We start from the raw sequence: 25407 nt of genomic DNA on the forward strand, positions 1-25407 counted from the left end.
AGCCGGCGAATCAGAACCCAGGAGGAACAATGACTGTCACCGCAGCCGCGCAGCTCGAACGCTGGCAGCGCTTCCGCACCAACCGGAACAAGGCCCTCGCCACCCGCCATGGCTGGCTCACCCTCACCTCCTTCCAGTGGCTGGAACCCGAACCGTCCGCCGTCGACCTCGTCCCCGGCGTCTGGTCAACGGACGGTACGACGGCGGCACTCACGGCCGCGGCGCAGGATGGCCTGACGCTCGTGGCCACCGGAGAGCCCGTCAATGGGAGTGTCACCGCCACCCTCGCCGATGAGGAATCCCTGATGTGGGTGCAGTTCGGCGGTGCAGACGGGCAGCAGGTGGTGGTTGAACTGGCCATGCGCGCGGACCGGTACGCCATCCGCACGCGGGATTCCGGCTCACCCGTACTGACCGAGTTCGACGGCGTGCCCACGTTCGGCTACAACCCGGACCTGGTGATTGAGGCGGGCTACGAGCCGTATGCCGAGCCGGTGGCCATCCCGATCGGAACGGCCAATCCGCTGGTGGACGGCATGCATTATTCCGTGGGCGAGGTGGTTTTCCGGCTCCCGGGGATTGACCATGAATACCGCCTGCATGCCGAGGAGGAAAAGCTGGGGGCGCTGACCATCACGTTCCATGACGGGACCAACGGGGAGTCAACGGACGAGTGGCGGAAGGTGTCCACACCCAGGCCCAGGGTGGACGCCGCCGGCAACGCCACGGTGGTGCTGGATTTCAACCGCGCCATCAACTACCCCAGCGCGTTTACACCGTTCGGCACCTGCCCCATGCCGGTGAAGAACAACAGCCTGGACGCGAGGATCGAGGCCGGCGAGAAGCAGCCCACCCTCGCCGACTGAAGCACGGGCTTAGACGATCGCCGAGACTCCGGTGACGGCCCGGCCCACGATGAGCGTGTTGATTTCAAACGAGCCCTCATAGGTGAAGATGGCTTCGGCGTCGGCGAAGATCTTGGCCATCCGGTAGTCGGTCACGATGCCGTTGCCGCCCAGGATGGATCGGCCCAGCGCCACGGTTTCGCGCATCCGGGCGCTTGTGTAGGACTTGGCGAGGGCCACCTGCGGCATGTCGGCGGCGCCGTCGTCCTGCAGCTGCGCGAGCCGCGCCATCATGCCCATGCTCGCAACGGTGTTGCCCAGCATGGTCACCAGCTGCTGCTGGATGAGCTGGAACCTGGCCAGCGGCCGGCCGAACTGTTGGCGTTCGACGGCGTACTGCCGGGCGACGTCAAACGCCGCCATCTGCTGCCCCACGGCCTGCCAGGCCACCATCAACCGTGAGCCGCGCAGGAGCTGGTTGGTGTCCTCGAAGCTGCTGATCCCGGCAAACCGGTCAGCCTCGGCAACCCGGACATTCTCGAGGACAATGTCGGCGTTCTGCACGGTCCGCAGCGCGATCTTGTTCTCGATCCGGCTCCGGCTCACCCCCGGCAGGGAAGCATCAACAATGAACCCGCGGACCGCGCCGGGCCCGGCGGTGCCTGCGGATTCGTCCCTGGCCCACACGAGCATGTAGTCGCAGAACGTCCCGTTCCCGATCCAGCGTTTGGCGCCGTTGAGCACCCAGGCGTCGCCGTCGTCGTCGGGCTCTCCGGTGATGCTGGAGATCCGCCGGGCCCGCGTTTCCATCCCGCCGGCCACATCGGAACCGTGCCCGGGCTCGGTAAGGGCGAACGCGCCGGTGATGCGGAGGCTTGAGGCGTCCGCGAGCAGCCGTTCCTTCTGGCTGGCCGAGCCAAAGCCGTACAGCGCCTCCACAAACAGGTCGTGGTGGACCAGGAAGAACGTGGCGATGGAGGTGTCCACGCGGGTCATTTCGGCAATGACCAGTCCCGCGAACAGGTTGCTGTAGCCGCGCTGGGCCGGGGTGCTCAGTTCCAGGGCGGCCAGTTTGGGAAGGATGTGCGCCGGAAACTCGGCCTTGTTCCACCAGTCCGAGGCGTAGGGGGCGATCTCCGCGGCCAGGAATTCGCGCAGCTCGGCCAGCTTGGCCCGCTCCTTCGAACTGAGGAGCGACTCGAAGTCGAAGAAGTCGGCCGTGGGCAGCCCGTTCACTTCGGGCCCATCCGGATGGCGCCGTCGAGCCTGATGGTTTCCCCGTTGAGCATGGCGTTCTCCACGATGTGGACCACCAGGCTGGCATACTCTGCCGGTTTACCCAGGCGCGAGGGGTGCGGAACCTGCTGGCCCAGGGAAGCCTGGGCTTCATCGGACAGCGTGGCCATCATGGGTGTTTCGAAGATGCCGGGGGCGATGGTCACCACACGCACCAGCGAGCGCGCCAGCTCCCTTGCCAGCGGCAGCGTCATGGCCGCGACGGCGCCTTTGGAGGCGGCATAGGCAGGCTGCCCGATCTGCCCGTCGAAAGCCGCCACTGACGCCGTGTTCACGATGACGCCGCGCTCGGGACCGCCCAGCCCCGTGCTGACCGGCTCGGTGCCCACCATTGCCGCGGCCGCGAGGCGGAGCACGTTGAACGTCCCAATGAGGTTCACTTGGATCACCCGGTTGAATGTGTCCAGCGGGAGGACGCCGTCCCGGCCCAGCACCTTGCCCGGCGTAGCGATACCGGCGCAGTTCACCACGATCCGCAGCGGCCCCATGGTGACAGCGGTGTCGACGGCGGCCTGCACCTCAGCCTCGTTGGTAACGTCGGCAGGGACGAAAAAAGCCCGCTGGCTGGTTTCGGCGCCCCGGCCGTTCAGCTCCGCCGCGAAAGCCGCGCCGGCAGACGACGGCAGGTCGATCAGCACCACCGAGGCGCCGGCGTCGAACAGGCGTTTAGCCGTAGCAGCACCCAAACCGGATGCCCCGCCCGTAATCAGCGCGACCGTACCCATGACGTCCATACATCCTCCTTGATGTAGCCCCGCAAGCGCGCCGGCGGCGACCATTAGTTAGTGAATGTTAACTGAATTTCGGACGGCCCGCACGCGCCCGCGCCCCGCCCGGCACCCGCCCCGCACCAGCCGCGCAGCCGCGGGTCGCCGCAGGCCCCCGGATAGGCTGGACGCATGACTCCGCCGGACACCAGCCCTGAAGCCAGCACTCGGGACACCGCCGACTGGCAGTCCCGGGCCGACGAAGCCGCCCGCTCGGTGACGGCGCGCTTCGGCCAGCGGCTGCTGTTCCTGCCGGGAACCCACCTCGGGGCGGTCCTCTGGCCGTCGAACAGGCTCAGGAACCTCTTCCGCCCTTGGCACTACTGGTGGCAGGCGCACTATGTGGATTGCCTGGTGGATGCCGGCCGCCGCGAACTGGGCAACGGGACCACGCCGCCGGCAAGGTTCAACGGCCCCGGCAACCCCAGTGCCGGCAAGCTGGCGTCCAGGCTTGTCACGGGCATCCGGCTGAGGAACGCCTTCTCGTTCGTCAACAGCTACTACGACGACATGGCCTGGCTGGCGCTCGCCACGCTCCGGCTGCAGAGCCTGGCGGAGGAAACGCGCAAACCGGGCCGCCGCCGCAATGCCAGGATCCACCAGACACTGACCCTGCAGTTCGATTCCGCCTCCACCGACCATCTGGGCGGCGGGACCTTCTGGAGCAAGAAGCGGGACTTCAAGAACACGCCGGCAACCGCTCCCGTGGCGCTCTACTACGCCCGCACCGGCCAGCAGGCAAAGGCGCAGCGGCTGGTGGACTGGCTCAACACCGTCCTCTTTGATAAAGCGCAGGGCCTCTATGTTGACGGGGCGCGGCTCAATGCGGCCGGCGAGATCACGGTGGAGAACACCATCTATACGTACAACCAGGGGCCGGTCCTCGGCGCCCTGCTGGAGCTCGGCGGCGAGGCCAACCTCGCCCGGGCCGCCACCGTGATCGGGGCGGTGGACAAGCGCCTGACGATACCCGCCGATGCAGTGGTGCCAGGCAGCCCCCCGGACACCCGCACAAGCATCCTCCGCTGCGACGGAACGGGCGACGGCGGACTCTTCACCGGGATCCTCTGCCGTTACCTCGCACTCGCCGCCCGTGACACGAGGCTCCCGGAGGGGGCCCGTGCCACTGCCGCTGAGCTCGTGACCGCTACCGCAGAAGCGCTCTGGGCGGGCCGGCGCACCAGCGGTGAGCCGATCTTTTCTGTCCACGCAGCACAGCCCGCGGCTGCCACCTATCCGCCGGGCGCCGCCGTCGAGCTCTCCACCCAGCTGCAGGCCTGGATGGTACTGGAGGCCGCCGCCAGCCTCCAGCAAAAAGCGGCACCGAATTAGGTCACGCAACAGTTCCGTAATGCATGTGATCCTGATCACTTAAAGGCTGCCGCGCTTGGTTTCTTAGGTTTGGCTAACCTACAGTTTCCCCAGTGAGCTACCCCTTCCCCAGGCTCGCCAGGACCCCCGGGTCCACACACTTTTTCCCCAGAAAGTAGCCCCTCAATGAAGATCCGCAACAGCGCCCTGGCCGGCATCGCACTCGCCGCCACCGCAGCCCTCGGACTGACCGCCTGCGGCGGCTCCACCACCCCGGCCGCCACCGGCTCGGCATCCGCCTCAGCCGGAGCCGCCTCCGGCGAGATCACGGTGTACAACGCCCAGCACGAAAGCCTCACCCAGGAATGGATTGAAGCCTTCACGGCTGAGACCGGCGTCAAGGTGACCGTGCGCCAAGGCTCGGACACCGAACTGTCCAACCAGATCGTCCAGGAAGGCGCCGCCTCGCCGGCCGACGTGTTCCTCACCGAAAACTCCCCTGCAATGGCGCAGGTTGAAAACGCCGGCCTCTTCGCCGACGTGGACAAGGCCACCATCGACCAGGTTCCGGCCGAGTTCCGCCCGTCCACGGGCAAGTGGACCGGCATCGCCGCCCGCTCCACCGTCCTTGTCTACGACAAGGCCAAGCTGACCGAAGCCCAGCTGCCCAAGTCCATGGTTGACCTGGCAAATGCCGAGTGGAAGGGCAAGTGGGCCGCGTCGCCGTCCGGCGCCGACTTCCAGGCCATCGTGGCCGCGCTCCTCGAACTCAAGGGCGAGGCCGCCACCGAGGAATGGCTCAAGGGCATGAAGGAAAACTTCAAGGCCTACAAGGGCAACAGCACCGCCATGAAGGCAGTCAACGCCGGCGAGGTTGATGCCGCGCTGATCTACCACTACTACTACTACGGCGACCAGGCCAAGACCGGCGAGAACTCCAACAAGGTCACGCCGTACTACTTCAAGAACCAGGACCCGGGCGCGTTTGTGTCCGTCTCCGGCGGCGGTGTCCTGAAGACCTCCAAGAATGCTGCCGCGGCGCAGGAATTCCTGAAGTTCATCACCGGCAAGAAGGGCCAGGAAGTCCTCAAGAACGGCACCTCGTTCGAGTACGCCATCGCCTCTGATGTGCCTGCCAACGACAAGCTGGTTCCGATCAAGGACCTGCAGGCCCCCACCGTGGACCCGGCCAAGCTGAACTCCGCTAAGGTCACCGAGCTGATGACCAAGGCAGGACTCCTGTAATTCGGTGACCTCTGATCTATCGGCTCCCCCGGCAGCGGGGAGCACGACGACGGCGGGCCGGGGCAAACGCCCCCGCCCGCCTTTCGGCGTTTCCACGCTGTCCATCCTGGCTGTCCTGATCGCCCTGTTCGCCCTGATCCCGCTGGGGTACGTCGTGTACATGACGGCCGCAACCGGGTGGGACACCGCCGTCGGGCTGATCTTCCGCCCGCGCGTTGGCGAACTGCTGCTGAACACGATCCTGCTGATGGTGATCACTGTCCCGCTCAGCATTTTCCTTGGTGTTGGCGGCGCCTGGCTGGTGGAGCGGACACGGCTGCGTGGCCGAAAGATCTGGGCCGTTCTGCTGGCGGCACCCCTGGCCATCCCGGCCTTTGTGAACAGCTATGCCTGGGTGTCGGCGGTGCCGTCACTGGAGGGTCTGGGCTCGGGAGTCCTGATCGCCACGCTCTCCTATTTCCCGCTGGTGTACATTCCCGCAGCGGCAACCCTCAGCCGCCTTGACCCTGCCATCGAACAGTCCGCCGCCGCACTGGGGCTCGGCAATTGGCGGGTCTTCTTCCGGGTGGTCCTTCCCCAACTGCGCATCGCCATGACCGGCGGTGCGTTGCTGGTGGGCCTGCACCTGCTCGCCGAATACGGTGCGTTTGCGATGATCCGCTTCGACACGTTCACCACGGCGATCATGATCCAGTACCAGTCCACGTTCAACGGCACGGCCGGCAACATGCTGGCCAGTGTGCTGGTATTTTTCTGCCTGATCCTGCTGGTGGTGGAGGTCCGCGGCCGCGGCAGCGCCCGCTATGCCCGGATCGGCTCGGGTGCGCAGGCCAAGGCCCTGCGCCTGCCGCTGCACGCCTACCACGTGCCCGCCCAGCTTGCCCTCCTTGCCCTGACGGCATTGGCCTTCGGGCTGCCGCTGTTCCAGGTCCTGCGGTGGGTCGCGGCGGGTGGTTCTGCCATCTGGGCGGCAGACGAGTTCCTCCCCGCACTGTTGACCACCCTGGGCTACGGCCTGGCCGGCGCCGTCGTGACCACCGTCGTCGCGTTTCCCATGGCTTTCCTGGCAGTCCGGCACCCCAGCTGGTTCAGCAAATCCCTGGAACTCTCCAATTACGTCACCAGCTCCCTGCCGGGAATTGTGGTGGGCCTGGCGTTCGTGACGGTCAGCATCCGCGTGGTCCCGGGCATCTACCAAACCGCCGGGGTGCTGGTGGCCGCCTACGTCCTGCTGTTCCTGCCACGGGCGCTGGTGAACCTGCGCGCCGGCCTGGCCCAGGCGCCGAAGGAGCTCGACGAGGCGGCCCAGGCTTTGGGCAAACCGCCGTTCCTGTCCTTCATCCGGGTGACGCTGCGGCTCACGGCTCCCGCCGCGGCCGGAGGCGCGGCTTTGGTGTTCCTGGCAATCGCCAACGAGCTCACTGCCACGCTCCTGCTCTCCCCCAACGGCACCCGGACGCTCGCCACCGAATTCTGGAGCAAGAGCAGCGAGATCGATTATTCAGGCGCCGCTCCGTACGCCCTGCTGATGATCCTCCTCTCCGCCCCAATGACCTACCTCCTCTTCCAGCAGTCCAAGAAAGTGGCCGGACAGTGACCGATTCCTACATTTCGAATGAGGCCCCCTCCAGGCTTCCGGAACCGCGGATCGCTCCGTCCGTGGAGCCGTCCACCAACAGCCACCTTCAGATTGCGGACGTCACCAAGAATTTTGCGTCCCAGGCTGTACTCAAGGGCGTCAATTTGTCCGTGGCCAAGGGCGGCACCACCGCCATTGTGGGTCCGTCCGGGTCAGGCAAAACAACGCTTCTGCGGCTCATTGCCGGGTTTGAACACCCTGCCACGGGCAGCATTTCCCTGAACGGCACCAAGGTGGCGGGCGATGGCGTCTGGCTCCCCGCCCATAAACGCCAGGTGGGGTACGTGGCCCAGGACGGTGCCCTCTTCCCCCACCTCACGGTGGGCCAGAACGTTGCCTTCGGGCTGGACCCGGCCAAGCTGGCGGGCGGCCGCCGCGCGGTGGCCGGCCGGATCAGTGAGCTCCTGGACATGGTCTCCCTCGACTCCGCCATGGCCAAACGGCGGCCGCACCAGCTTTCCGGCGGCCAGCAGCAGCGTGTTGCACTCGCCCGCGCGCTGGCCCGTGAACCCGAGCTCATGTTGCTGGACGAGCCGTTCTCGGCCCTGGACGCGGGCCTGCGGGTGGCAACCCGGCGGGCCGTGGCCAAGGTTCTGAGCGACGCCGGCGTCACCACCATCCTGGTCACCCACGACCAGGCAGAAGCACTGTCCTTCGCGGACCAGGTGGCTGTGATGCGGGGCGGCAAGCTGGCCCAGATCGGCAACCCGTTTGTGGTCTACACCCGCCCCGCAGACCGCGCCACCGCGGAATTCCTGGGCGACGCCGTCATCCTTGAGGCGTGGATGGAAGGCTCCCTGGCCACATGCTCGCTGGGTGGAATCCCTGTCCGCCGGCCGCCGGCCCAGGGCCGCGTGCAGCTGATGCTACGGCCCGAGCAGATCCGCATCGCGGAGGGCGGCCCCATCCGCGGCGTGGTGGTGGACACCGACTACTTCGGACCCGAAACCACCGTGCGGCTGAAACTGGCCGTCCCGCCGGAACTGGCAGGTGGCAGCGACCACCGCTATCCTGGCGGCGGCGAGGTCATCACCATCCGGCACTGGAATGCCTCCATCGCCCGGCCTGGCATGGAACTCTGCTTGCGGGTGGTCGGCGAAGGGGTCGCTTTCCCCCTGGAGGACTGAGCCCAACTCACTGCCGAAATCAGGCGGGCTTCTTCTTCTGCGGGTACGGCGTCTCGCCGCGGGCCAACATCTCCACAAAGCCTTTGATCTTCCGTTCCCGGGTGGCTGCTTGCTTCACCGAGTTCGTCCGGTAGATCAGGGCAAACCGGTTAACGGATGTGAGGACGTCGAACATCGCCTGGGCCTCGGGGACGGCAGCGATTGCGGCGGCCAGATCGGCAGGAAGTTCCGCCGCTGCCTGCCCTACATAGGCTGCCTCCCAGCGTCCGTCCGCTTTGGCGGCTTCGACGGCTGCGCGGCCCGCGGCAGTCATCCTGCCGTCAGCATCGAGCTTCCCGATGCGGTCCACATTCCGGGCGGACCAGACGCTCTTCGGGCCCCGGCGGGTCATCCGCTGGAAGGAACTGTCGTCGTCGCGCCTTTTGCCCTGACCGTCGATCCAGCCGAAGCACAGCGCCTCCTGCAAAGCCGCTTCGTAGTCGAGTTCGGTGACGTTGCCACCCTTCTTGTGGAGGACCAGCCACACGCCGGGACTGTCCGCGTGGTTGGCCTCCAGCCAGGCCCGCCACGCGGCCGCATCCTTCACCAGCAGTTCCTCAAGTTCAATGGCCATGGCACCATTCTGCACGGTGCCGGCGGATTCAAGAGGTGGCATGATGGCGGTAACTTCGCTGTCCCGGATTCGAGGAGAAACCATGCTGCGTGTCAGGCCCGTTCACTTCACGTCCCGCCCGGAAAAATGGGAAGAGCTCCTAACGGCCCTGGGCGTGGCCAAGACTGTTGCTCAAGGCCCGTGGCGGGAGTTCGACGCCGGTTCCGGCCGCCTGGCCCTGCACGTTACAGAGCCCGGCTCCCCCGACGACGGAACCACGTCGTTCGGCGTCGAAGTGGGCGACCTCGCCGAGTTTGCCCGCCGCACCGGCCTTTCCGCGGAGGAATCGGGCAGCACCACCGCTGAACTCATCACCGCGGACCACGGCGAATCCTGCCGCATCACCGGCCGGGACGGCTTCACTTTCCTCGCGGACCTGGGTGTCCGCGAAGTGAACAGCACAGGCTCTGATCCCGCAGTGACCGTCGTCGGCGTCTGGTTCACCGCCGATCCGGGCGCTGCCGCCATGACGCTGCAGGACATCGGGGCCAGGTTCCGTCCCGTCCCGGACGCCGACGAAACTGCCGACTTCACAGCAAAGAACGGCGGGGTGCTGATGGTGCGCCCCGCGTCGGGCACGCCGCGTGCTGGCTTGGGATTTGAGTATGACGGCGACCTGGGCACCCTGCGCAGCCGGCTCGCCGCGGCCGGCCTGGACGTCAGCGAAACGGAGGAAGCCTTCGGCCGGACGCTGCACCTGGCCAACCCGGACGCAGCGGGCCAAGGAGAAACCGGCCTGACGACCACCGCCCCCGAAACCAGCGCGGCCCAGCACGTCCCGCCCACCCTCTGGATCTCGCAGCGGCTCCCCCAGGCGTAACTCAAGGGTGACATCTCAGCGCTAAAAGCGTCGCTTTACGCTGAGAGCTCACCTCTCACCGGCCCGGACGCGTGAGATGGGGTAGAACTTAACCATGAACGTTCGCACTCCTGACCCGAATCCCGGCTGGCTCTCCGAGGAAGACCTCTTTGAGGCCCGCGGGAGGCTGCCCATGATCTATGTGGAGGCGGTTCCAGTCAGGCTGGATCCGCTGGGGTTCGTGAACGAGGTTGGCACGCTGCTGCAGGCCGATGAAGACGGCAACATGATCCGGTCGCTGGTGTCGGGCCGGGTGATCTACCGGGAGACCATCCGCGGGGCGCTCCTGCGCCACATGGAGAAGGACCTGGGCCCACTCGCGTTTCCCCAGCTTCCCATCAGCCCGGTGCCGTTCACGGTGGCCGAATACTTCCCTGCCCCGTCCCACACCGGCTTCACCGACGACCGCCAACACGCCGTGTCCTTGGCCTACGTCATCCCCGTAACGGGCGAATGCGAGCCACGCCAGGACGCCCTGGAACTGACTTGGATGACCCCCGAAGAAGTGCTCAGCCCCGGGGTCCAGCTCGAATTCAGCGGCGGCCGCGGCGCCTTGGTCCGCCAGGCGCTGGCCTTTGCCGGCGTGGGTTTCTGACGCCCGCGGGATCCCCGGCGTCCCGCACTTGGAGTGCCCGCCTTTGTAGACTGTAGGGCGGACCGCAAGTGAATTTAAGGACCCCCATGACCGAAACCCCAGCCGCCCGGCACTACAGCGAACAGCAGGCTGGATCTCTGACTTCCGGCGATCAGCTCCTCCTTCCGGATGGTGAACGCACCGCCGAAATCCAGCGCGTCGAGGTTGAGTCAGACGATTTCGGCACCCCTGCGGTGGTCCTGGCAAGCCTCACCGGCGGTGGCACCATCCGGATCGCCGCCGGCTCCATCGTGAAGATCGCTGACACCGTGGTCCGCGATGTCAGCCTCCAGGACCTCATGGTTGAGGACTCGCAGCACCGGAACGCAGCGTCCGACGCCGTCACGCAGCTTCCCGTGGCAACGCCCGGGTCCCAAGAGGAACAACGCAGCCAGGAAACGCCCGAAAAGCAGCCCCCGGCCGCGGCGGAGGCAGCCCCTGTGGCTCCCGCCGTCGTCGTGCCTCCCCTGCCTGCCATCCCGCCCGCGGTGAGTGGCCCCTCCGCGGAGGAACTCGCACGGATTCCGGAGCCGCAAGGCACTCCGGAGGCCGTGGTGGAGGCTGCCGCCGAAGCCCACCCCGACGCCGTGGGTGTGCTGTTGCTGGCAGACAAGCTGGCCAAGGGCATCAACTTTAAGTCCGGCAGCTGCCTGAAGGACCTCAGCGACCTCGCCCACGAACTGTTCATCACGCTGAAGGACCCGGACGGCGCCCTGGCCGTAGCGGACCTGCTCAACGTCCTCCCGTTCGACGGCAACCCGGGCCGGTGGACCTCCGTGGAGGCGTCGCTGGCGCTGTCCAGCTACATCTGCCGCCAGGACCGGCAGGAAGACCGCGCAGAGGTCTACGAGAAGATGCTGCGCATGCCGGAGAACCAGGAGACGGATCCCTTCAAGGCGCGCATGAACGCCAAGGTGCGCCAGCGTTCCCTGAACGAGCCCAACCTGTACGACAAAGAAATCTTCCGCTCCATCGACAACTCCAACCACGAGGCAGAGCGGGAATGGCGGCTGCTGCGGCTCGAGTCCCTGCTCTTCCTGCGGGCGCACGGCGGGTCTGAAACGATCGGGCTCGGCGAACTGCAGCGCCGGATCAGCAACGAGCTCGAGGCCGTCCGGGCCTGAACCAAACTGCCCCCTACCCGCGGCTTCGCCCGAGTTGTACATTCGTGGCTATGACGAACAATCTGAGCGTAGTGATTAATGCTGATGCGCCGCAGGTCTGGATCATGCTGCGCGAACCCGCCAAAGTGGCCCAGTGGCACGGCTGGGAGGCCGATGAACTGGCGGCCGAAATCGACCAAATCTACTTTGGCAGTGACGTCGTTGAAGCACCGGACCACACCAGCCTGACCACCAACGGCGGGGATGTGTTCGACCTCAAACCCGTAGCAACCGGGACGTTGGTCAGCGTCACCCGCGCGGCCCTGGACCATAACTCCGAATGGGCAGCATGGGACGAGGACATCACCCAGGGCTGGCTGACCTTCCTCCAGCAGCTCCGTTTCGCGCTGGAGCACCATCCGCACGGCAAACGGCATACCCTCTTCTTCGAATTCCCGGGCGGACAGGGGTCAGCCATCGAAAAGCTGGGACTGTCCGATGTTCCCAAGCCCGGCGAGCCGTACCAGCTGACGCTGCCCACGGGGGAGGAAATCTCCGGCAAGGTCTGGTACCGCAGCAACCACCAGGTGGGGCTCACAGTCCACAGCTACGCCGAGCACGGCGACGGCCTGCTGATCGTCGCGGATCAGCCGGTCATCGAGGATGTCAGGCCCGACGGCGGCGCGATGGTGATTGCCTCGACCTTCGATCTGGGTGCCCACAAACTGGAGTCCATCCAGTCGTCGTGGGACGGCTGGCGGGCTGAGAACTACCCCACAGAGAAGGCGGCCAACTGAGGGATCGGCGCTGTTTGCTGGCACACTGGAACCGTGCCAGCCAACCCCGCCTCCGCCCTGCCCGCTGACTCCCCTGCCGCCATCTCCGAAGTGGCAGTCGCGGGGCTGTCCGCAGCGGGGCAATCCGCCGCTGCGCAGTCCGAGTTCTCCTTCACGGTCGGTACACGGCTGGCCGAAAGCTGCGCGCCGTCGGCCGCCCAGGAGTCCGCCAACGGCGGCGAATTCCTGGGCCGCACGGGCACCATCACCACCCCGCACGGCGTGATCCAGACACCGGCGTTCATCGCCGTCGGGACCAAGGCCACCGTGAAGTCGGTGCTGCCGGAATCGATGGCGGAGCTCGGGGCGCAGGCGCTGCTGGCCAACGCCTACCACCTGTACCTCCAGCCCGGGGCGGACATCCTGGATGAGGCCGGCGGGTTGGGCGCGTTCATGAACTGGTCGGGGCCCACGTTCACGGACTCGGGCGGGTTCCAGGTGATGAGCCTGGGCTCGGGGTTCAAGAAGGTCATCGACATGAAGTCTGTGGACAGCTCCGGGCCGGACGACGCCGTGGCGCCCGGCAAGGAACGGCTCGCCCACATCGACGACGACGGCGTCTGGTTCAAATCGCATCTGAACGGCGACCGCCACCGCTTCTCGCCCGAGATCTCCATGCAGGTCCAGCACCAGATCGGCGCGGACATCATGTTCGCCTTCGACGAGCTGACCACCCTGCAGAACTCCCGCGGCTACCAGGAGGAGTCGCTGGAGCGCACCCGGCTCTGGGCGCTGCGCTGCCTGGACGAACATTTCAGGCTGACCACCGAGCGGGAGGGTAAGCCCTACCAGGCACTCTTCGGCGTCATCCAGGGCGCCCAATACGAGGACCTGCGCCGGAAGGCCTGCCGGGACCTTGGCGCGATGAACTTTGACGGCTACGGCATCGGCGGGGCGCTGGAAAAGGAAAACCTTGGAACGATCGTGCGGTGGTGCAATGAGGAGCTGCCGGAAGACAAGCCGAGGCACCTGCTGGGCATCTCGGAACCGGACGACATCTTCACGGCCATCGAAAACGGCGCCGACACCTTCGACTGTGTCTCCCCCACGCGGGTGGCCCGCAACTCCGCGTTCTACACACCCACCGGCCGGTACAACCTCTCAGGCGCCAAGTACAAGCGGGACTTCGGGCCGCTGCAGGACGGCTGCGACTGCTACGCCTGTGCCAACTACTCGCGCGCCTACATCCACCACCTGTTCAAGGCCAAGGAGATGCTGTCGGCCACCCTGATCTCCATCCACAACGAGCGCTTTGTGGTGAAGATGGTGGACGACGCCCGGCTGGCCATCGAAGCAGGCACCTTCTTCGAGTTCAAGGCCGAGACCTTGGCACAGTACTACTCCTGAGCCTCGCTCGCGCGGCCTCGATCCCTGGTGGCGCCGCGCGCCCGAAGGCAAGTCCCGCCGTCGTCCTCGGATATCCTGACCAAATGCTCATCGAGATCCCTGCCGCAGAAGGCGTTGCCGAGGCCCTGGTTACACGTCCGTCCACAGGCGCGGGCCCGTTCCCGGGCGTCATCCTCTACATGGATGCCTTTGGCCTGCGTCCGCGCATCGAGGAGATGGCGCAGCGCGTTGCCGAGTGGGGCTATGTGGTCCTGGCACCGAACGCCTTCTACCGCGACGGAACAGCTGCGGACCTTGCCCCGACCATGGACATGACCACTCCGGAAGGGCGGGCCGCTGCCGGCAAGGCCGCCTTTCCGCGGGTAGGGCACCTCACCACGGACAAAGCGCTGCCGGACATTGACGCGTGGGTTGCCGCGCTGGGAAAGCTCGACGGCCTCGCGCCGGGTCCGATCGGTACGTTCGGGTACTGCATGGGCGCCCGCCTCGCGGTCCGCACCGCGATCGCCCACCCGGAAGCGGTGGCAGCCTGTGGCGGCTTCCACGGCGGCGGGCTCGCAAGCGACGCCCCGGACAGCCCGCACCTGGGACTATCCAACGCGAAGGCGCGGTTCGTTTTTGGCCACGCCGACCATGACAAGAGCATGGATCCCGACGCCGTGGCACGCCTCGGTGCCGCGCTCAGCGCCGCCGGGCTCGAGGCTTCCAACGAGATCTACGTCGGGGCGCCGCACGGCTACACCATGGCGGACACCGCGATGTTCCATGCGGAGGCCACGGAGCGGCATTTCACCGAGCTCCGCGCCCTCCTCGACGGGACGCTGAAGGGCTGACCTTACGCGCCGTAGCTCGGTTCGCGCTTCTTGATCCAGCCGATTACCAGGGACGTCACCGGGACGAACAGGAACTCCACGAGGGTCTTGTAGACAAAGCCCACCACCACGTAGTTCACGAACGTGCCGAAGTCGGTGATGCCGATGACGGACGCGGCGATGCTGCAGAAGATCAGCGTGTCCACGAATTCACCGGCGCCAGTGGAACTCATCAGCCGCGCCCACAGGGACTTCTCCCCGGAGCGGGCCTTCATCTTCACCAGGATCCAGGAGTTGATGGTCTGTCCTGCCAGGAATGCCAGCAGGGAGGCCAGCACAATCTGCGGAACCGGGCCCAGCGCGCCTTCCAGGGCTGCTTGCTTGGAAGTGCCGAAATCGTCGTCAAAACCGGGCAGGGCAATGATCACCCAGTAGCAGACCGAGGCGAACACTGACAGCGCGAAGGTGGTGAGAATGGCCTTGCGGGCCACCTTGAAGCCGTACACCTCGCTGATCACATCGCCCAGGATGTAGGCCAGCGGAAAGAGGAAGAAGCCGCCATCAGTGATGATGGGTCCGATCGCCACGCCCTTGGATGCGCCGATGTTGGACAGGATCAGCACCACGGCCATAAACGCCAGCATGATGCCGAAGTAGGGCGATCCGATGGAGGCGAATTTGGCGGCTGTGCCTGCGGGGTTGGTGACGGGCAAGGCGTCACGGCCTGAGGGGGAAGGCATGGGGGGTGTCCGTTCATAGTGGTTCGCTCGGCCCACCGCGCCATCGGACGATTGCGGGTGACCGCCGGCTGTATTAGCACTGTCACGCCATTCTCCCACCAAGCCGGATGCTACGCGTTTTGAACACGTTCAGTTCCATGCCATACTCATTTCTGAACACGTTCAAAAAGGGGAAATCCGTGGCAGCCAAAAGCGAGCAGACCCGCCAGCACCTGGCGGATGTGGCACTGCGCATGTTCCGCGAGATCGGCTTCGAAAAAACCACCATGCGGGCCATTGCCGAGGAGGCCGGGGTCTCCGTGGGCAACGCCTATTACTACTTCGCCTCCAAGGATGACCTGGTCCAGGAACTCTACGTCCAGGTCCAGGCCGAGCATGCCGCCAAGGCGGAGGAAGCACTTGAAGGCCTGAAAGACCTGGGCAGCCGGCTGAGAGCCACGCTGTACACCGGGCTGGACGTCATGGCGCCCTACCACCAGTTCGGCGCCGACTTCGCGGCCACAGCCATCCGGCCGACGTCGCCCGTCAACCCCTTCGCGGGAGCGTCGACGGCAGCCCGCGAAGCCTCGCTGGGCATCTTCCGGGCGGCGGTTGAAGGCGCCAGTCCGCCGGCACCGAAGAAGCTGCGCGCGGATCTGCCCGAGCTGCTGTGGCTGGGCTACATGGGGATCGCGCTGTTCTGGGTGTACGACACTTCGGAAGGCCAGCGCCGCACCCGGAAACTCGTGGACGGAGCCGTCCCGCTGATCGCCCGGGGACTCTCGCTCGCAAAGATTCCGGGCGTCAACAAAGTGCTGGACGATGTCCTCAGCCTGAGCCGCAGCATCCGCAACTGAAACCCTGGGAGCAGAAATGAACAAAACAAACACCGTGGTGCTCGCCGGAGCCTCGGGCTTCATCGGCACCTACCTCCGGGCGCGCTTCGAGCGGGACGGCTGGACCGTCCGCACCATCGGCCGCCGGGCAGCCAAGGGTTCGGCTGAGTCCGCCAACTGGGACGACGACGGCGCCATCACCCGCGTGCTTGATGGCGCCGACCTGCTGGTCAACCTCGCCGGACGGTCGGTCAACTGCCGCTATAACGCGCGGAACAAGGCTGCCATCCTCGGGTCCCGCGTCGCCACCACCACCGCGCTCGGCCGCGGCCTGTCAGCTTGCCAGGCGCCGCCGTCGACCTGGCTGAACGCCAGCACCGGCACCATCTACCGGCACGCGGACGACCGGCCCCAAGCAGAATCCGACGGCGAACTCGGCAGCGGTTTTTCCGTGGATGTGGCACGCGCCTGGGAAGCCGCCCTGGGTGCGGCGCACACTCCCGGCACCAGGAAAATCCCGCTGCGGATTGCCATCGTGCTGGGGCAAGGTGGCGGCGCACTGGGGCCGTTCGCCACCCTGGCGCGGCTTGGCCTGGGCGGGCATATGGGCCACGGGAACCAGAAGTTCAGCTGGATCCACGTGGAGGATCTCTACAGGACCGTCCGCTTCCTGCACAAACGGACCGACATCTCCGGTCCGGTCAATGTGGCCTCCCCGGATGTTGTGGACAACCGCGAACTGATGCACCTCGTCAGGCGGGCCTATGGTGCCAGGTTCGGCTTTACCACCCCCGCCTGGCTCCTCAGGCTGGGCGCCGTCCTGATCCGCACGGACACCGAGCTGGTGCTGAAAAGCCGGTGGGTGCAGCCGCAGAAACTGCTCGACGCCGGCTTCATCTTCCGGCAGCCGGAACTGGGGCGCGCGCTGCTCAGCATCGCCAAGGACAGGTCGTGAACCGGCCGCTCCGCGTGACGTTCGGCCCCGGCGCCTTCCTCGTTGGCGCCAGCATCACCGTGCTGCTGTTCGGCATTCCGCACGGTGCCACGGGCTACGTTTTCGGAATCGCCGCGGCGCTCCTGTTGGGAATGCCGCTGGCCCTTGCCACCGGCATCCTGATGCGGCCCGTCCGCGACCAGTTGCTGCACGTTGCCGCCATCGCGGGCATTGGACTCGTGACCGGCGCGCTCACCCTCATATTCATGGTGGGCGGCCGCTGGTACACCATGTGGGGCCTGGTCCTGTGGACGGGAGTCTGTGCCGCAATCGGACGGTTGGCGGTGATTCGCCTCGTTACAACGCATGACGATGCGGAGTCCGTCAGGTCAGGCGTCAGATCAGGCGAGCGACACTTCGGCGGCTAGGCCGCGCAGAAGCTCCATCGGAAAAAAGCTGGGGCGTGGCTTGTTGGATCCGCTGAACATCCTCAAAAACCCCACGCAGGTGCAGGCGGAGGGAACTGTCGGCATCGCCCAGGTTGTTCGCTTCGAGCGCGTCCACCACCGCGGTGTGTTGCTGGATCAGCGTGGCGATTGGCCGGGCATCAAGAAGGCTCAGGCGCCGGGCGCGGTCCAGGTGCGCCTTGGCCGAGTTGACGGCGGCCCACGCGGACTCATGGCCCGCCAGCCGCAGGAGTTCGCGGTGGAAGTCCTCGTCCAGGCGGAAAAATTCCTCCACATCGCCGCTGGCCTCGGCAACTGACTGGCCGTGCAGGATCTCCCGCAGGCCCGCTAGGCCGGCTGCGTCCACCACAACGTCCTTCAGGGACGCGCATTCGATGGCCTCGCGGACGAACTGCGCTTCCGATACCCGCCCCAGGTCCACGAGGGAAACGAACGAACCGATCTGCGGGAAGACCTGCACCAGACCTTCCTCCCTCAGGAGGATGAGGCTCTCCCGCACGGGAGTACGGCTCACGCCCAATTCCTGCGCCAGCTCGTTCTCCGAGAGCGGCTCGCCCGGGGGAAGCTGCAGGGAGATGATGCGACGCCTGAGCGTTTCGAGGGTCTGATCCCGGACGGACAGCCGCGGCTGTTGTCCCGTGCCGCGCTTCTCGGTTGCCATGGGACCAGTCTATTACCCTTGACACACTAGAATGGTAGTGCTTGTATGGTAGTAACAAAACGGGGTGCTGACGGTCACACGTGCGGACCTTCGGCCCGGCTTCTCCCCTTCCTCCCCTTCGTTTTTCATCGCCTGCAAAGGAGCAAACTGATGAGCGCAAGCATCGCGCCACCGTCATACGACTTGAAGAAGGTCCGCAAGACTGCGGGCGCCTCCTTCATCGGAACCATGGCTGAGTATTACGACTTCTTCATTTACGGAACAGCCTCCGCCCTCGTCTTCAACAAGATCTTCTTTCCGGACATCGATCCGCTCCTAGGCACCCTGGCCGCATTCTCCACCTACGCCGTGGGGTTCTTCGCTCGACCGCTCGGCGGGATCGTATGGGGACACATCGGCGACAGGATCGGCCGCAAGAAAGCCCTCGTCTGGACGCTGCTCATTACGGGGCTAGGTACCTTCGCCATCGGCCTCATGCCGACCTACGAAACCATCGGCCTGTGGGCTGCAGTCATCCTGGTCTTCGTCAGACTCCTCCAAGGGTTCGGCGTCGGCGGCGAACAGGGCGGTGCCGTGCTGCTGACAGCGGAGGCCGCTCCACCTAACAGGCGCGGGTTCTTCGCCAGCCTCGTCCAAATGGGGTCACCGGCCGCCTACCTTGTCCCCTCGGCTCTCTTTGCTTACCTGACCACCGCACTGACCGAGGAGCAGTTCCTCGCCTGGGGCTGGCGGATTCCCTTCCTTCTGAGCATCGTTGTCGTCGCCGTCGGGCTCTGGATCCGGCTCCGCATTGACGAATCAAAAGTATTCAAGGAAGTGAAGGAGAACGCGAAAGCCCAGCAGGCGCCGATCAAAGTTGTCTTCCGTGAAAACCGCCGCGAAGTCTTCCTGGGCATGGGCTCCAAGTTCGTTGAGGCCGCTGTTTTCCCGTTTTACACCGTCTTCCTGGTCGCCTATTCCAATAATCTTGGCAACGACTCGTCCTTCGTGTTGCAGGCCATCATCATCGCCATCCTTGTCGAACTGGTCATGATTCCGGTCTGGGGCTGGCTGACGGACAAGGTCGGCCGCAAGAAAATCTTCCTGGGCGCCGCGATCCTCAACCTTGTCCTCATCTGGCCGGCATTCGCTGCCATCGCCAGCGGCGACACCCTTCCCATCGTTGCTATTCTCGTGGCTGGCCTAGCGCTGGGGCACGCAGGTACCTACGCTCCGCAGGCTTCCTTCTACCCTGAACTCTTCCCGGTCCGCGGCCGCTACACCGGCGTCTCGATCGTCTGGCAGTTCGGTGCCATGATCGCCAGCGGTCCGTTCACGGTAGTTGCGACGGCGTTGCTCGTTGCCGGCGGAGGATCGATTACTGGAGTCGCGATCTACGTGTCAGCCCTGATCCTGGTGAGCATCGTGTGCCTGGCGCTCCTGCCTGAAACGGCGCCGGGTCAGCGCGGCGGCAAGGAATACGCCGAGTGGCACGCCCCTCACACCCTTGCAACCGGCGCCGACGTAGACCACGGCCCCAGCTCACGTAAGTAAATAGGAAAAACCAATGAAGATCACCGACGCACGGGTAGTGGTTTCGTCGCCCGGACGGAACTACGTGACGCTCGTTATTGAAACTGAGGACGGCGTCACCGGGATTGGGGACGCCACCCTCAACGGCCGCGAGCTGGCCGTGGCGTCCTACCTGTCCGAGCACCTCTGCCCGCTGTTGATCGGCCGCGACGCCCGCCGAATCGAGGACGCCTGGCAGTACTTCTACAAGGGTGCCTACTGGCGCCGCGGACCGGTGACCATGACGGCGATCGCGGCCATCGACGTCGCGCTCTGGGACATCAAAGGCAAGGCCGCCGGCATGCCGGTCTACGAGCTCCTCGGCGGCGCAGCCCGCGAGGGCGTGATGGTCTACGGCCACGCCAGCGGAGCCACGCTGCAGGACCTCAGCGCCGACTTCCAGCACCACCTGGACCTCGGTTACAAGGCCATCCGCGTCCAGGCGGCGGTGCCCGGGCTGGAGAAGACCTACGGCATCGCACCGGTGGACGGGAAGATGTACGAGCCCGCCAGCGGAAACGTCCCGCAGGAGGACACCTGGGAGACGTCGGCGTACTTGGACTTCGCGCCCAAGATGATGGCCCACGTCCGCAAGGAATTCGGCTACGGCGTCCACGTCCTCCACGACGTCCACCACCGCCTCTCACCGATTGAAGCTGGCCGGCTGGGCACATCGCTGGAGGAGTACCGACCGTTCTGGATCGAGGATCCCACGCCGGCCGAGGACCAGTCCGCCTTCCGCCTGATCCGCCAGCACACCACTACCCCCATCGCGGTGGGCGAGGTGTTCAACTCGATTTGGGACTGCCAGCAGCTGATTACCGAACGGCTCATCGACTACATCCGCACGTCCGTCTCGCACGCCGGCGGCATCACGCACCTGCGCCGGATCTTCTCCCTCGCCGACCTGTACGGGGTGCGCTCCGGCTCGCACGGTGCGGGCGATCTCTCCCCCGCGTCCTTGGCGGCGGCCCTGCACGTGGACATGAGCATCCCCAACTTCGGCATCCAAGAATACATGGGCCACCGGGAACCCGCCAACGAGGTGTTCACCAGCTCCTACACCTTCAAGGACGGCTACATGCACCCGGGCGACGCACCCGGCATCGGCGTAGAGTTCGACGAGGAAGCCGCCGCCCGCTTTCCCTTTGACCCCAAATACCTGCCGATCAACCGGCGGCTCGACGGATCGGTGCATGACTGGTGAACAACTCAACCCAGAAACCCGCCGCGGCGTTTGACGTCGTAGTCATGGGCGAGATCCTCGTTGAGGTGGCCACCGACGTCGCGTTCGCCCACGGCGTGCCGGCCCAGCTCGGCATTTCCGGGGACGCCCTCAACGTTGCCGCCGCCGCGGCGGCAGCCGGCGCCCGCGTGGGCCTGCTCTCGGTCCTGACCGACGACGACCTCGGCAAGGCCATCGCCGCCCGGATCGTGGAGCTCGGCATTTCCCCCGACCTGCTGGCATTCCGGACCGGACAGCAGGGCGTGTACCTGGTGCACTGCGACCCCGACGGGCAGCGCGAGTTCTCCTACGCCCGCAGCGGCAGCGTCGGCTCCAGCCTGGGCCCTGACGACGTTGACCCTGGTGTGTTTTCAGCGGCCGGTGCCGTGGTGGCGGGCGGCATCGCATGCGCCATTTCAGGATCGTCCCGGGCAGCGGTTGTGAAGGCTGCGGGGCTTGCCCAGCGTTTCGTCTTCGATCCGAACTTCCGCCCGCGGCTCACGTCCGTGGAGGATGCGACCGCGGCACTTCTGGAGCTTGCGCCGCGCACCTTCCTGGTGACGCCGTCGTTCCCGGGCGAAACGTCCGCGCTCCTGGGCTGCTCCACAGCGGCCGAGGCCGCGGCGAAGCTCCGGAGCCTCGGCGCTGCCAATGTCGCGGTGACCTGCGGACCTGAGGGCATCCAGCTCGAAGGCGAAGGCCAGGACAGCACCTGGATCGACTCCATACCGGCCCCCGCGGTAGTGGACCAGACCGGCGCCGGCGACGCATTCGTGGGCACCCTGACCGCCCGGATGGTCCTCGGCGACACCCTCCCTGTGGCGGCCCGGTATGGTGCGGCCGCAGCATCACTGGTGGTTGGCGGCAAGGGCGGTACCGGGTTCATCCCCACGCTGGCGCAGACGCGCGCCCACGCAGCTGCCGGCTCCGCCCTGGCCGCCGCCGAAGGAGTACAGCCATCACACGCCTAAGCGCAGCTTCCCTCGCCGCCAACGGCGCCCACCAGCCGTTGCTGGCCGCCGGTACGCTCCGGCCCGGCATTGTCCACCTCGGCCTGGGTGCTTTCGCCCGCGCCCACACCGCGGTGTTCACCGAAAAAGCCATGCTCGCCACAGGTTCGTCGGACTGGGGAATCGTGGGGGTGACGCAGCGTTCGGACACCGTCGCCCGCCAACTCGAACCGCAGGACGGACTGTTCACGGTTGCGGAGCGCGGCAGCGGAGCGGCGCCCCTGCACGTGGTGTCCAGCATTATGGAGGCCATCTCCGGCCGGGACCACCCGGAAACGGTAGTGGACCGGATCGCCGCCGGCGCCACGCAGGTGGTAACCCTGACCGTCACGGAAAAGGGGTACCGGATTGATCCGCACACCGGATCCCTCAACACCGCCGACCCACAGGTCCAGTCAGACCTTGCCGGTAACCCTCCCCAGACAGCCATCGGACAGATCACGCGGGGCATCCAGCAGCGGTCCCGGAAAGGCGGAGGGCCGCTCACGGTGGTCTCCTGCGACAACCTGCCGGGCAACGGGGAGCTGACCAGGACGCTGGTCCGCGCATTTGCTGCCGCCCTGCCCGCCGCCGAGTCCGGCCCCCTGCTTGCATGGCTGGACGCCAACGTCACCTTCCCGAGCACCATGGTGGACCGGATGGTCCCGGCCACCACGTCCGGTGACCTTGACGCCGTCGAACATGAACTCGGGCTCCGGGACGAGGCAGCCGTGGTAGCCGAGCCCTTCATGCAGTGGGTCATCGAGGACAACTTCGCCGGTGACCGGCCCGCCTGGGAGGAAGCTGGCGCACTGTTCAGCACCGACGTCGCCGCGTGGGAGGCGGCCAAACTCCGCCTGCTCAACGCCAGCCACTCCATGCTCGCCTACCTTGGCCTGGCCACCGGCAAGGAAACCATCAGCGACGCCGTGGGCGAGGACGCCTTCCGCAAAGCCTGCGGCCGCATGATGGCAGAGGACGCCCTGCCCACCATCAGCCTCCCCGCCGGCCTGGACGGCGGCACGTACTGCGCCCAGGTCCTCGAACGCTTCGCCAACCCTGCCCTTGGGCACACCACGGCCAAGGTGAGCAGCGACGGCTCGCAGAAGATCGGCCTGCGGCTGCTGACCACGGTCCGGGCCAGCCTCGAGGCCGGACGCGAACCGCGGTGGGCCGCCCTCGCCGTGGCAGCCTGGATGCACCACGTGGCCACGACTCCCGCAGCCGGGCTCAACGATCCCCTGGCGGCCGAACTCCGGGCGGCCCTGCCAGCGGAGCGTTCCGCCGCCAGCGTTGTGCCGACGCTCCTTGGCGTGCGTAGCATCTTCGACGCCGGGCTCGCGGCCAACACCACCTTCACTCACCTGCTCACGCACTGGTACCGCATCATCGACACCGACGGGCTGGACGGCCTGAGAAAAGAGATCACCCATGACTGAGGCAACAAGCGTCCTGCAGGTTTCTCCTGTTATCCCTGTCGTCACCATCGACGACCCCCAGCATGCTGTTCCCGTGGCCAGGGCACTCGCCGACGGCGGCGTGCGGATCATCGAACTCACGCTCCGGACCGACAGCGCCCTCGAATCGCTGAAGCGCATCGCCACCGAAGTCCCGGACATCCTGGTGGGCGCCGGCACCATCCTCACGCCCGCCCAGGCCGACGCCGCGGTGGACGCCGGCGCGCAGTTCCTGGTGAGCCCCGGGGTGACGCCGGCACTGCTTGACCACATGCTGCAGCTCAACATCCCGGTCCTCCCCGGAGTGGCCACAGTGGGCGAAGTGATGGCAGTCCTCGAGCGGGGCCTGACGGCCATGAAATTCTTCCCGGCAGGGCCCGCCGGCGGCCCGGATTATCTCGCCGCCATCGGAGCACCCATCCCGCAGGTGCAGTTCTGCCCCACGGGCGGCGTCAGTTTGAACTCAGCGCCCGGGTACCTGAAGCTGGCGAATGTTTCTTGCGTGGGAGGGAGCTGGCTGACTCCCCGTGTAGCCGTGGAAAACAGCGATTGGGCGCAGATCACCAAGCTCGCACGCGAAGCTGCCGGACTCAGCCGGGACTAGATCACCGGGCGCGGTGCGGCCGGCCAAGGCCCGCGCCGAACCGAACCGCGAAAGCCATAGCGAAAGCCTCGGGCGGAAGCTAAAGTGGAAGCCGGTCCGGTATCCACGTCGACGGACCAGAGCCGGGAGGGAGGTGTTTTTGATGATTGCCATTGCCGTGCGCCCTCGGCGCCTCGAAACCATCAAAATAACCACCCCCGTCTCCAGCTTCCGTACCGCATAGGGCACTGCCCGCGGAATGCCGCAACCTTGGGCCTTGCCCGGGCGTGGCCGGTGCCAGGGGACTTTTCCCGAGGTATCACAGTGAAAAATTCTTCAGGCCCCGGCCTGGACAGTCTTGTTACGTCCATCTCCGGCAGCACCGGCCCAACCCTTTATGGCTACAACGCCGTCGTCGCACGGCACTTCAGCGAGAACCCCATCCCTGACTGCAGCGCGGACAAACCCTGCGAGCCCGGCCGCGTGGTGCGGGTTGACCGCAGCCTGGTCCTGGTAGCGGTGGGTGTAGAACTCCTGCACCTTCCCTACCCGCTTGATGCCGGCGTGCCGGCTACCGGCGACTGGGTCTGGATAGGACCCAACCGCGCGGGTGACCGCCAGATTCTCGACGTACTGCCCCGGCGTTCGGAGCTCAGCCGGAAGCGCGCGTTCGAGGACTCCTCGGCCGGCCAGGTCCTGGCGGCCAACATGGACGTCATCGGCGTGGTGGTTCCGGTTGACCGGCCGCTCACGCACAACCGCCTCGAACGGACGCTCGTCGCCGCCTGGGATTCAGGCGCCACTCCCTTGGTGATCATCACCAAAGCGGACCTGGCTCACGTAGCGGACGACGTCGTCGGGGAGGTCATCCGGCAGGCCGCGGGTGTTGACGTGGTCACCACGTCCGCGGAGAACGGGGACGGGATCGACAACCTGTTGGCACATCTGCCGCCGCGCAACACGCTTGTCCTGCTGGGGCCTTCCGGCGCAGGGAAATCCACCCTCATCAACGCCCTGGTTGGCCACAACGTACAGCACACCGGCGCAGTCCGGTCCGGCGACTTCAGGGGCAAGCACACCACCACCTCCCGGGAGCTTGTACCACTGGCGGACGGCACCGTCCTTATGGACACTCCCGGCGTCCGGGGGTTCGGCCTTTTCGACGCCGATGACGGCATGGAGCAGATGTTCGGGGATGTGGAGGAGCTCGCCAGCCTCTGCCGGTTTTCCGATTGCGCCCATCAGCAGGAACCCGGCTGCGCCGTGCAGGCCGCCCTCTCCGACGGCACGCTCGAAGACCGCCGCTGGAACAACTACCGGAAACTCCAGCGCGAAATGGCCGCACTGGCCCGCCGCAAGGACGCCGCAGCCAGCCGCGCCTACCATCGTGAGTGGCACCAAAAAGTGGCGGGAGCAGGGAAATCCCAGCGTTCTGCAGAGCGTGCCAGATCAGAGCGGGAGGAGGAACAGCGGTCAAAGCGGAAGCGGCGCTGATCCCGCAACCGGGCGCCC

25 protein-coding genes are annotated in these 25407 nt (G+C 66.3%); 20 read left to right on the forward strand and 5 right to left on the reverse strand.

Features of this window, described 5'->3' with window-relative positions; translation table 11 throughout:
* The first annotated feature begins 29 nt into the window (after positions 1–29).
* On the forward strand, positions 30–866 hold the full coding sequence (locus J2808_RS04515; RefSeq protein ID WP_309812294.1) for a DUF1684 domain-containing protein: 837 nt from the start codon (positions 30–32) through the stop codon (positions 864–866).
* A gap of 9 nt (positions 867–875) precedes the next feature.
* On the opposite strand, the gene J2808_RS04520 is transcribed toward J2808_RS04515, so the two are convergent.
* Both J2808_RS04520 and J2808_RS04525 read right to left on the reverse strand, forming a co-directional pair.
* Positions 876–2081, reverse strand: a complete 1206-nt coding sequence (locus J2808_RS04520) for an acyl-CoA dehydrogenase family protein (protein WP_309812297.1) — start codon at positions 2079–2081, stop codon at positions 876–878.
* Positions 2078–2875, reverse strand: a complete 798-nt coding sequence (locus tag J2808_RS04525) for an SDR family NAD(P)-dependent oxidoreductase (protein WP_309812301.1) — start codon at positions 2873–2875, stop codon at positions 2078–2080. Before J2808_RS04525 ends, J2808_RS04520 begins: the two co-directional genes overlap by 4 nt.
* A 165-nt stretch (positions 2876–3040) precedes the next feature.
* Here J2808_RS04525 and J2808_RS04530 point away from each other — a divergent pair, with 165 nt between their 5' ends.
* From J2808_RS04530 to J2808_RS04545, 4 genes are all read left to right on the forward strand, one after another.
* Positions 3041–4240 (forward strand): glycoside hydrolase family 76 protein, encoded by a 1200-nt coding sequence (locus J2808_RS04530; protein ID WP_309812304.1) that lies wholly within the window; start codon positions 3041–3043, stop codon positions 4238–4240.
* Positions 4241–4405: 165 nt separating this feature from the next.
* Positions 4406–5464: an iron ABC transporter substrate-binding protein gene (locus J2808_RS04535; RefSeq protein ID WP_309812307.1), complete on the forward strand. Its 1059-nt coding sequence runs from the start codon at positions 4406–4408 to the stop codon at positions 5462–5464.
* A gap of 4 nt (positions 5465–5468) precedes the next feature.
* Positions 5469–7061, forward strand: coding sequence for an ABC transporter permease (locus J2808_RS04540; RefSeq protein ID WP_309812309.1), 1593 nt, complete (start codon positions 5469–5471; stop codon positions 7059–7061).
* Positions 7058–8230, forward strand: a complete 1173-nt coding sequence (locus tag J2808_RS04545; protein WP_397427982.1) for an ABC transporter ATP-binding protein — start codon at positions 7058–7060, stop codon at positions 8228–8230. Before J2808_RS04540 ends, J2808_RS04545 begins: the two co-directional genes overlap by 4 nt.
* Positions 8231–8249: 19 nt before the next feature.
* Here the strand turns inward: J2808_RS04545 and J2808_RS04550 are convergent, their stop codons facing one another.
* On the reverse strand, positions 8250–8843 hold the full coding sequence (locus J2808_RS04550) for a YdeI/OmpD-associated family protein (protein WP_309812312.1): 594 nt from the start codon (positions 8841–8843) through the stop codon (positions 8250–8252).
* A gap of 82 nt (positions 8844–8925) precedes the next feature.
* Between J2808_RS04550 and J2808_RS04555 the strand changes: the two genes are divergently transcribed.
* The 6 genes from J2808_RS04555 to J2808_RS04580 all read left to right on the forward strand — a co-directional run bounded on the left by J2808_RS04555 (position 8926) and on the right by J2808_RS04580 (position 14494).
* On the forward strand, positions 8926–9702 hold the full coding sequence (locus J2808_RS04555; protein WP_309812316.1) for a VOC family protein: 777 nt from the start codon (positions 8926–8928) through the stop codon (positions 9700–9702).
* Between the two features lie 94 nt (positions 9703–9796).
* Positions 9797–10336 (forward strand): NUDIX hydrolase family protein, encoded by a 540-nt coding sequence (locus J2808_RS04560; RefSeq protein ID WP_164202427.1) that lies wholly within the window; start codon positions 9797–9799, stop codon positions 10334–10336.
* 86 nt (positions 10337–10422) lie between these two features.
* Positions 10423–11499: a DUF6707 family protein gene (locus J2808_RS04565; RefSeq protein ID WP_309812320.1), complete on the forward strand. Its 1077-nt coding sequence runs from the start codon at positions 10423–10425 to the stop codon at positions 11497–11499.
* A 50-nt stretch (positions 11500–11549) separates the two neighbouring features.
* On the forward strand, positions 11550–12275 hold the full coding sequence (locus J2808_RS04570) for an SRPBCC family protein (protein WP_309812321.1): 726 nt from the start codon (positions 11550–11552) through the stop codon (positions 12273–12275).
* 33 nt (positions 12276–12308) lie between these two features.
* Entirely contained in the window at positions 12309–13661 is a 1353-nt protein-coding gene (gene tgt, locus J2808_RS04575) for a tRNA guanosine(34) transglycosylase Tgt (RefSeq protein ID WP_397427983.1), read from the forward strand.
* 83 nt (positions 13662–13744) lie between these two features.
* Positions 13745–14494, forward strand: coding sequence for a dienelactone hydrolase family protein (locus J2808_RS04580; protein ID WP_309812323.1), 750 nt, complete (start codon positions 13745–13747; stop codon positions 14492–14494).
* Positions 14495–14496: 2 nt separating this feature from the next.
* On the opposite strand, the gene J2808_RS04585 is transcribed toward J2808_RS04580, so the two are convergent.
* On the reverse strand, positions 14497–15213 hold the full coding sequence (locus J2808_RS04585) for a queuosine precursor transporter (RefSeq protein WP_309812325.1): 717 nt from the start codon (positions 15211–15213) through the stop codon (positions 14497–14499).
* 179 nt (positions 15214–15392) lie between these two features.
* Between J2808_RS04585 and J2808_RS04590 the strand changes: the two genes are divergently transcribed.
* Genes J2808_RS04590 through J2808_RS04600 form a run of 3 tightly spaced genes read left to right on the forward strand, consistent with a single transcriptional unit; the run spans position 15393 to position 17390 of the window.
* Positions 15393–16049 carry a TetR/AcrR family transcriptional regulator gene (locus J2808_RS04590; RefSeq protein ID WP_309812328.1) on the forward strand — a complete coding sequence of 219 codons (657 nt, stop codon included), beginning with the start codon at positions 15393–15395 and terminating at the stop codon, positions 16047–16049.
* Between the two features lie 16 nt (positions 16050–16065).
* Complete coding sequence (locus tag J2808_RS04595; RefSeq protein ID WP_309812330.1) at positions 16066–16983, forward strand: TIGR01777 family oxidoreductase; 918 nt, start codon at positions 16066–16068, stop codon at positions 16981–16983.
* Positions 16980–17390 (forward strand): hypothetical protein, encoded by a 411-nt coding sequence (locus J2808_RS04600; RefSeq protein ID WP_309812332.1) that lies wholly within the window; start codon positions 16980–16982, stop codon positions 17388–17390. Before J2808_RS04595 ends, J2808_RS04600 begins: the two co-directional genes overlap by 4 nt.
* On the opposite strand, the gene J2808_RS04605 is transcribed toward J2808_RS04600, so the two are convergent.
* Positions 17359–18090 carry a GntR family transcriptional regulator gene (locus J2808_RS04605; RefSeq protein WP_309812334.1) on the reverse strand — a complete coding sequence of 244 codons (732 nt, stop codon included), beginning with the start codon at positions 18088–18090 and terminating at the stop codon, positions 17359–17361. The two genes, J2808_RS04600 and J2808_RS04605, sit on opposite strands and share 32 nt — an antisense overlap.
* Before the next feature lie 150 nt (positions 18091–18240).
* On the opposite strand from J2808_RS04605, the gene J2808_RS04610 reads away from it, so the two are divergent.
* From J2808_RS04610 to rsgA, 6 genes are all read left to right on the forward strand, one after another.
* Positions 18241–19623: an MFS transporter gene (locus J2808_RS04610; RefSeq protein WP_309812336.1), complete on the forward strand. Its 1383-nt coding sequence runs from the start codon at positions 18241–18243 to the stop codon at positions 19621–19623.
* A 13-nt stretch (positions 19624–19636) separates the two neighbouring features.
* Positions 19637–20848, forward strand: coding sequence for a D-mannonate dehydratase ManD (gene manD, locus J2808_RS04615; protein ID WP_309812338.1), 1212 nt, complete (start codon positions 19637–19639; stop codon positions 20846–20848).
* 44 nt (positions 20849–20892) lie between these two features.
* Positions 20893–21837, forward strand: a complete 945-nt coding sequence (locus J2808_RS04620; protein WP_309814141.1) for a PfkB family carbohydrate kinase — start codon at positions 20893–20895, stop codon at positions 21835–21837.
* A 38-nt stretch (positions 21838–21875) separates the two neighbouring features.
* Positions 21876–23294, forward strand: a complete 1419-nt coding sequence (locus J2808_RS04625) for a mannitol dehydrogenase family protein (protein WP_309812340.1) — start codon at positions 21876–21878, stop codon at positions 23292–23294.
* Positions 23287–23916, forward strand: a complete 630-nt coding sequence (locus tag J2808_RS04630; protein WP_309812342.1) for a bifunctional 4-hydroxy-2-oxoglutarate aldolase/2-dehydro-3-deoxy-phosphogluconate aldolase — start codon at positions 23287–23289, stop codon at positions 23914–23916. The genes J2808_RS04625 and J2808_RS04630 overlap by 8 nt, the downstream gene beginning before the upstream one ends.
* A gap of 303 nt (positions 23917–24219) precedes the next feature.
* On the forward strand, positions 24220–25389 hold the full coding sequence (gene rsgA / locus J2808_RS04635) for a ribosome small subunit-dependent GTPase A (RefSeq protein WP_309812344.1): 1170 nt from the start codon (positions 24220–24222) through the stop codon (positions 25387–25389).
* The last annotated feature ends 18 nt before the right edge of the window (positions 25390–25407 follow it).

This window comes from Pseudarthrobacter sulfonivorans, from assembly GCF_031454915.1.
Taxonomy (GTDB): Bacteria; Actinomycetota; Actinomycetes; order Actinomycetales; family Micrococcaceae; genus Arthrobacter; species Arthrobacter sulfonivorans_C.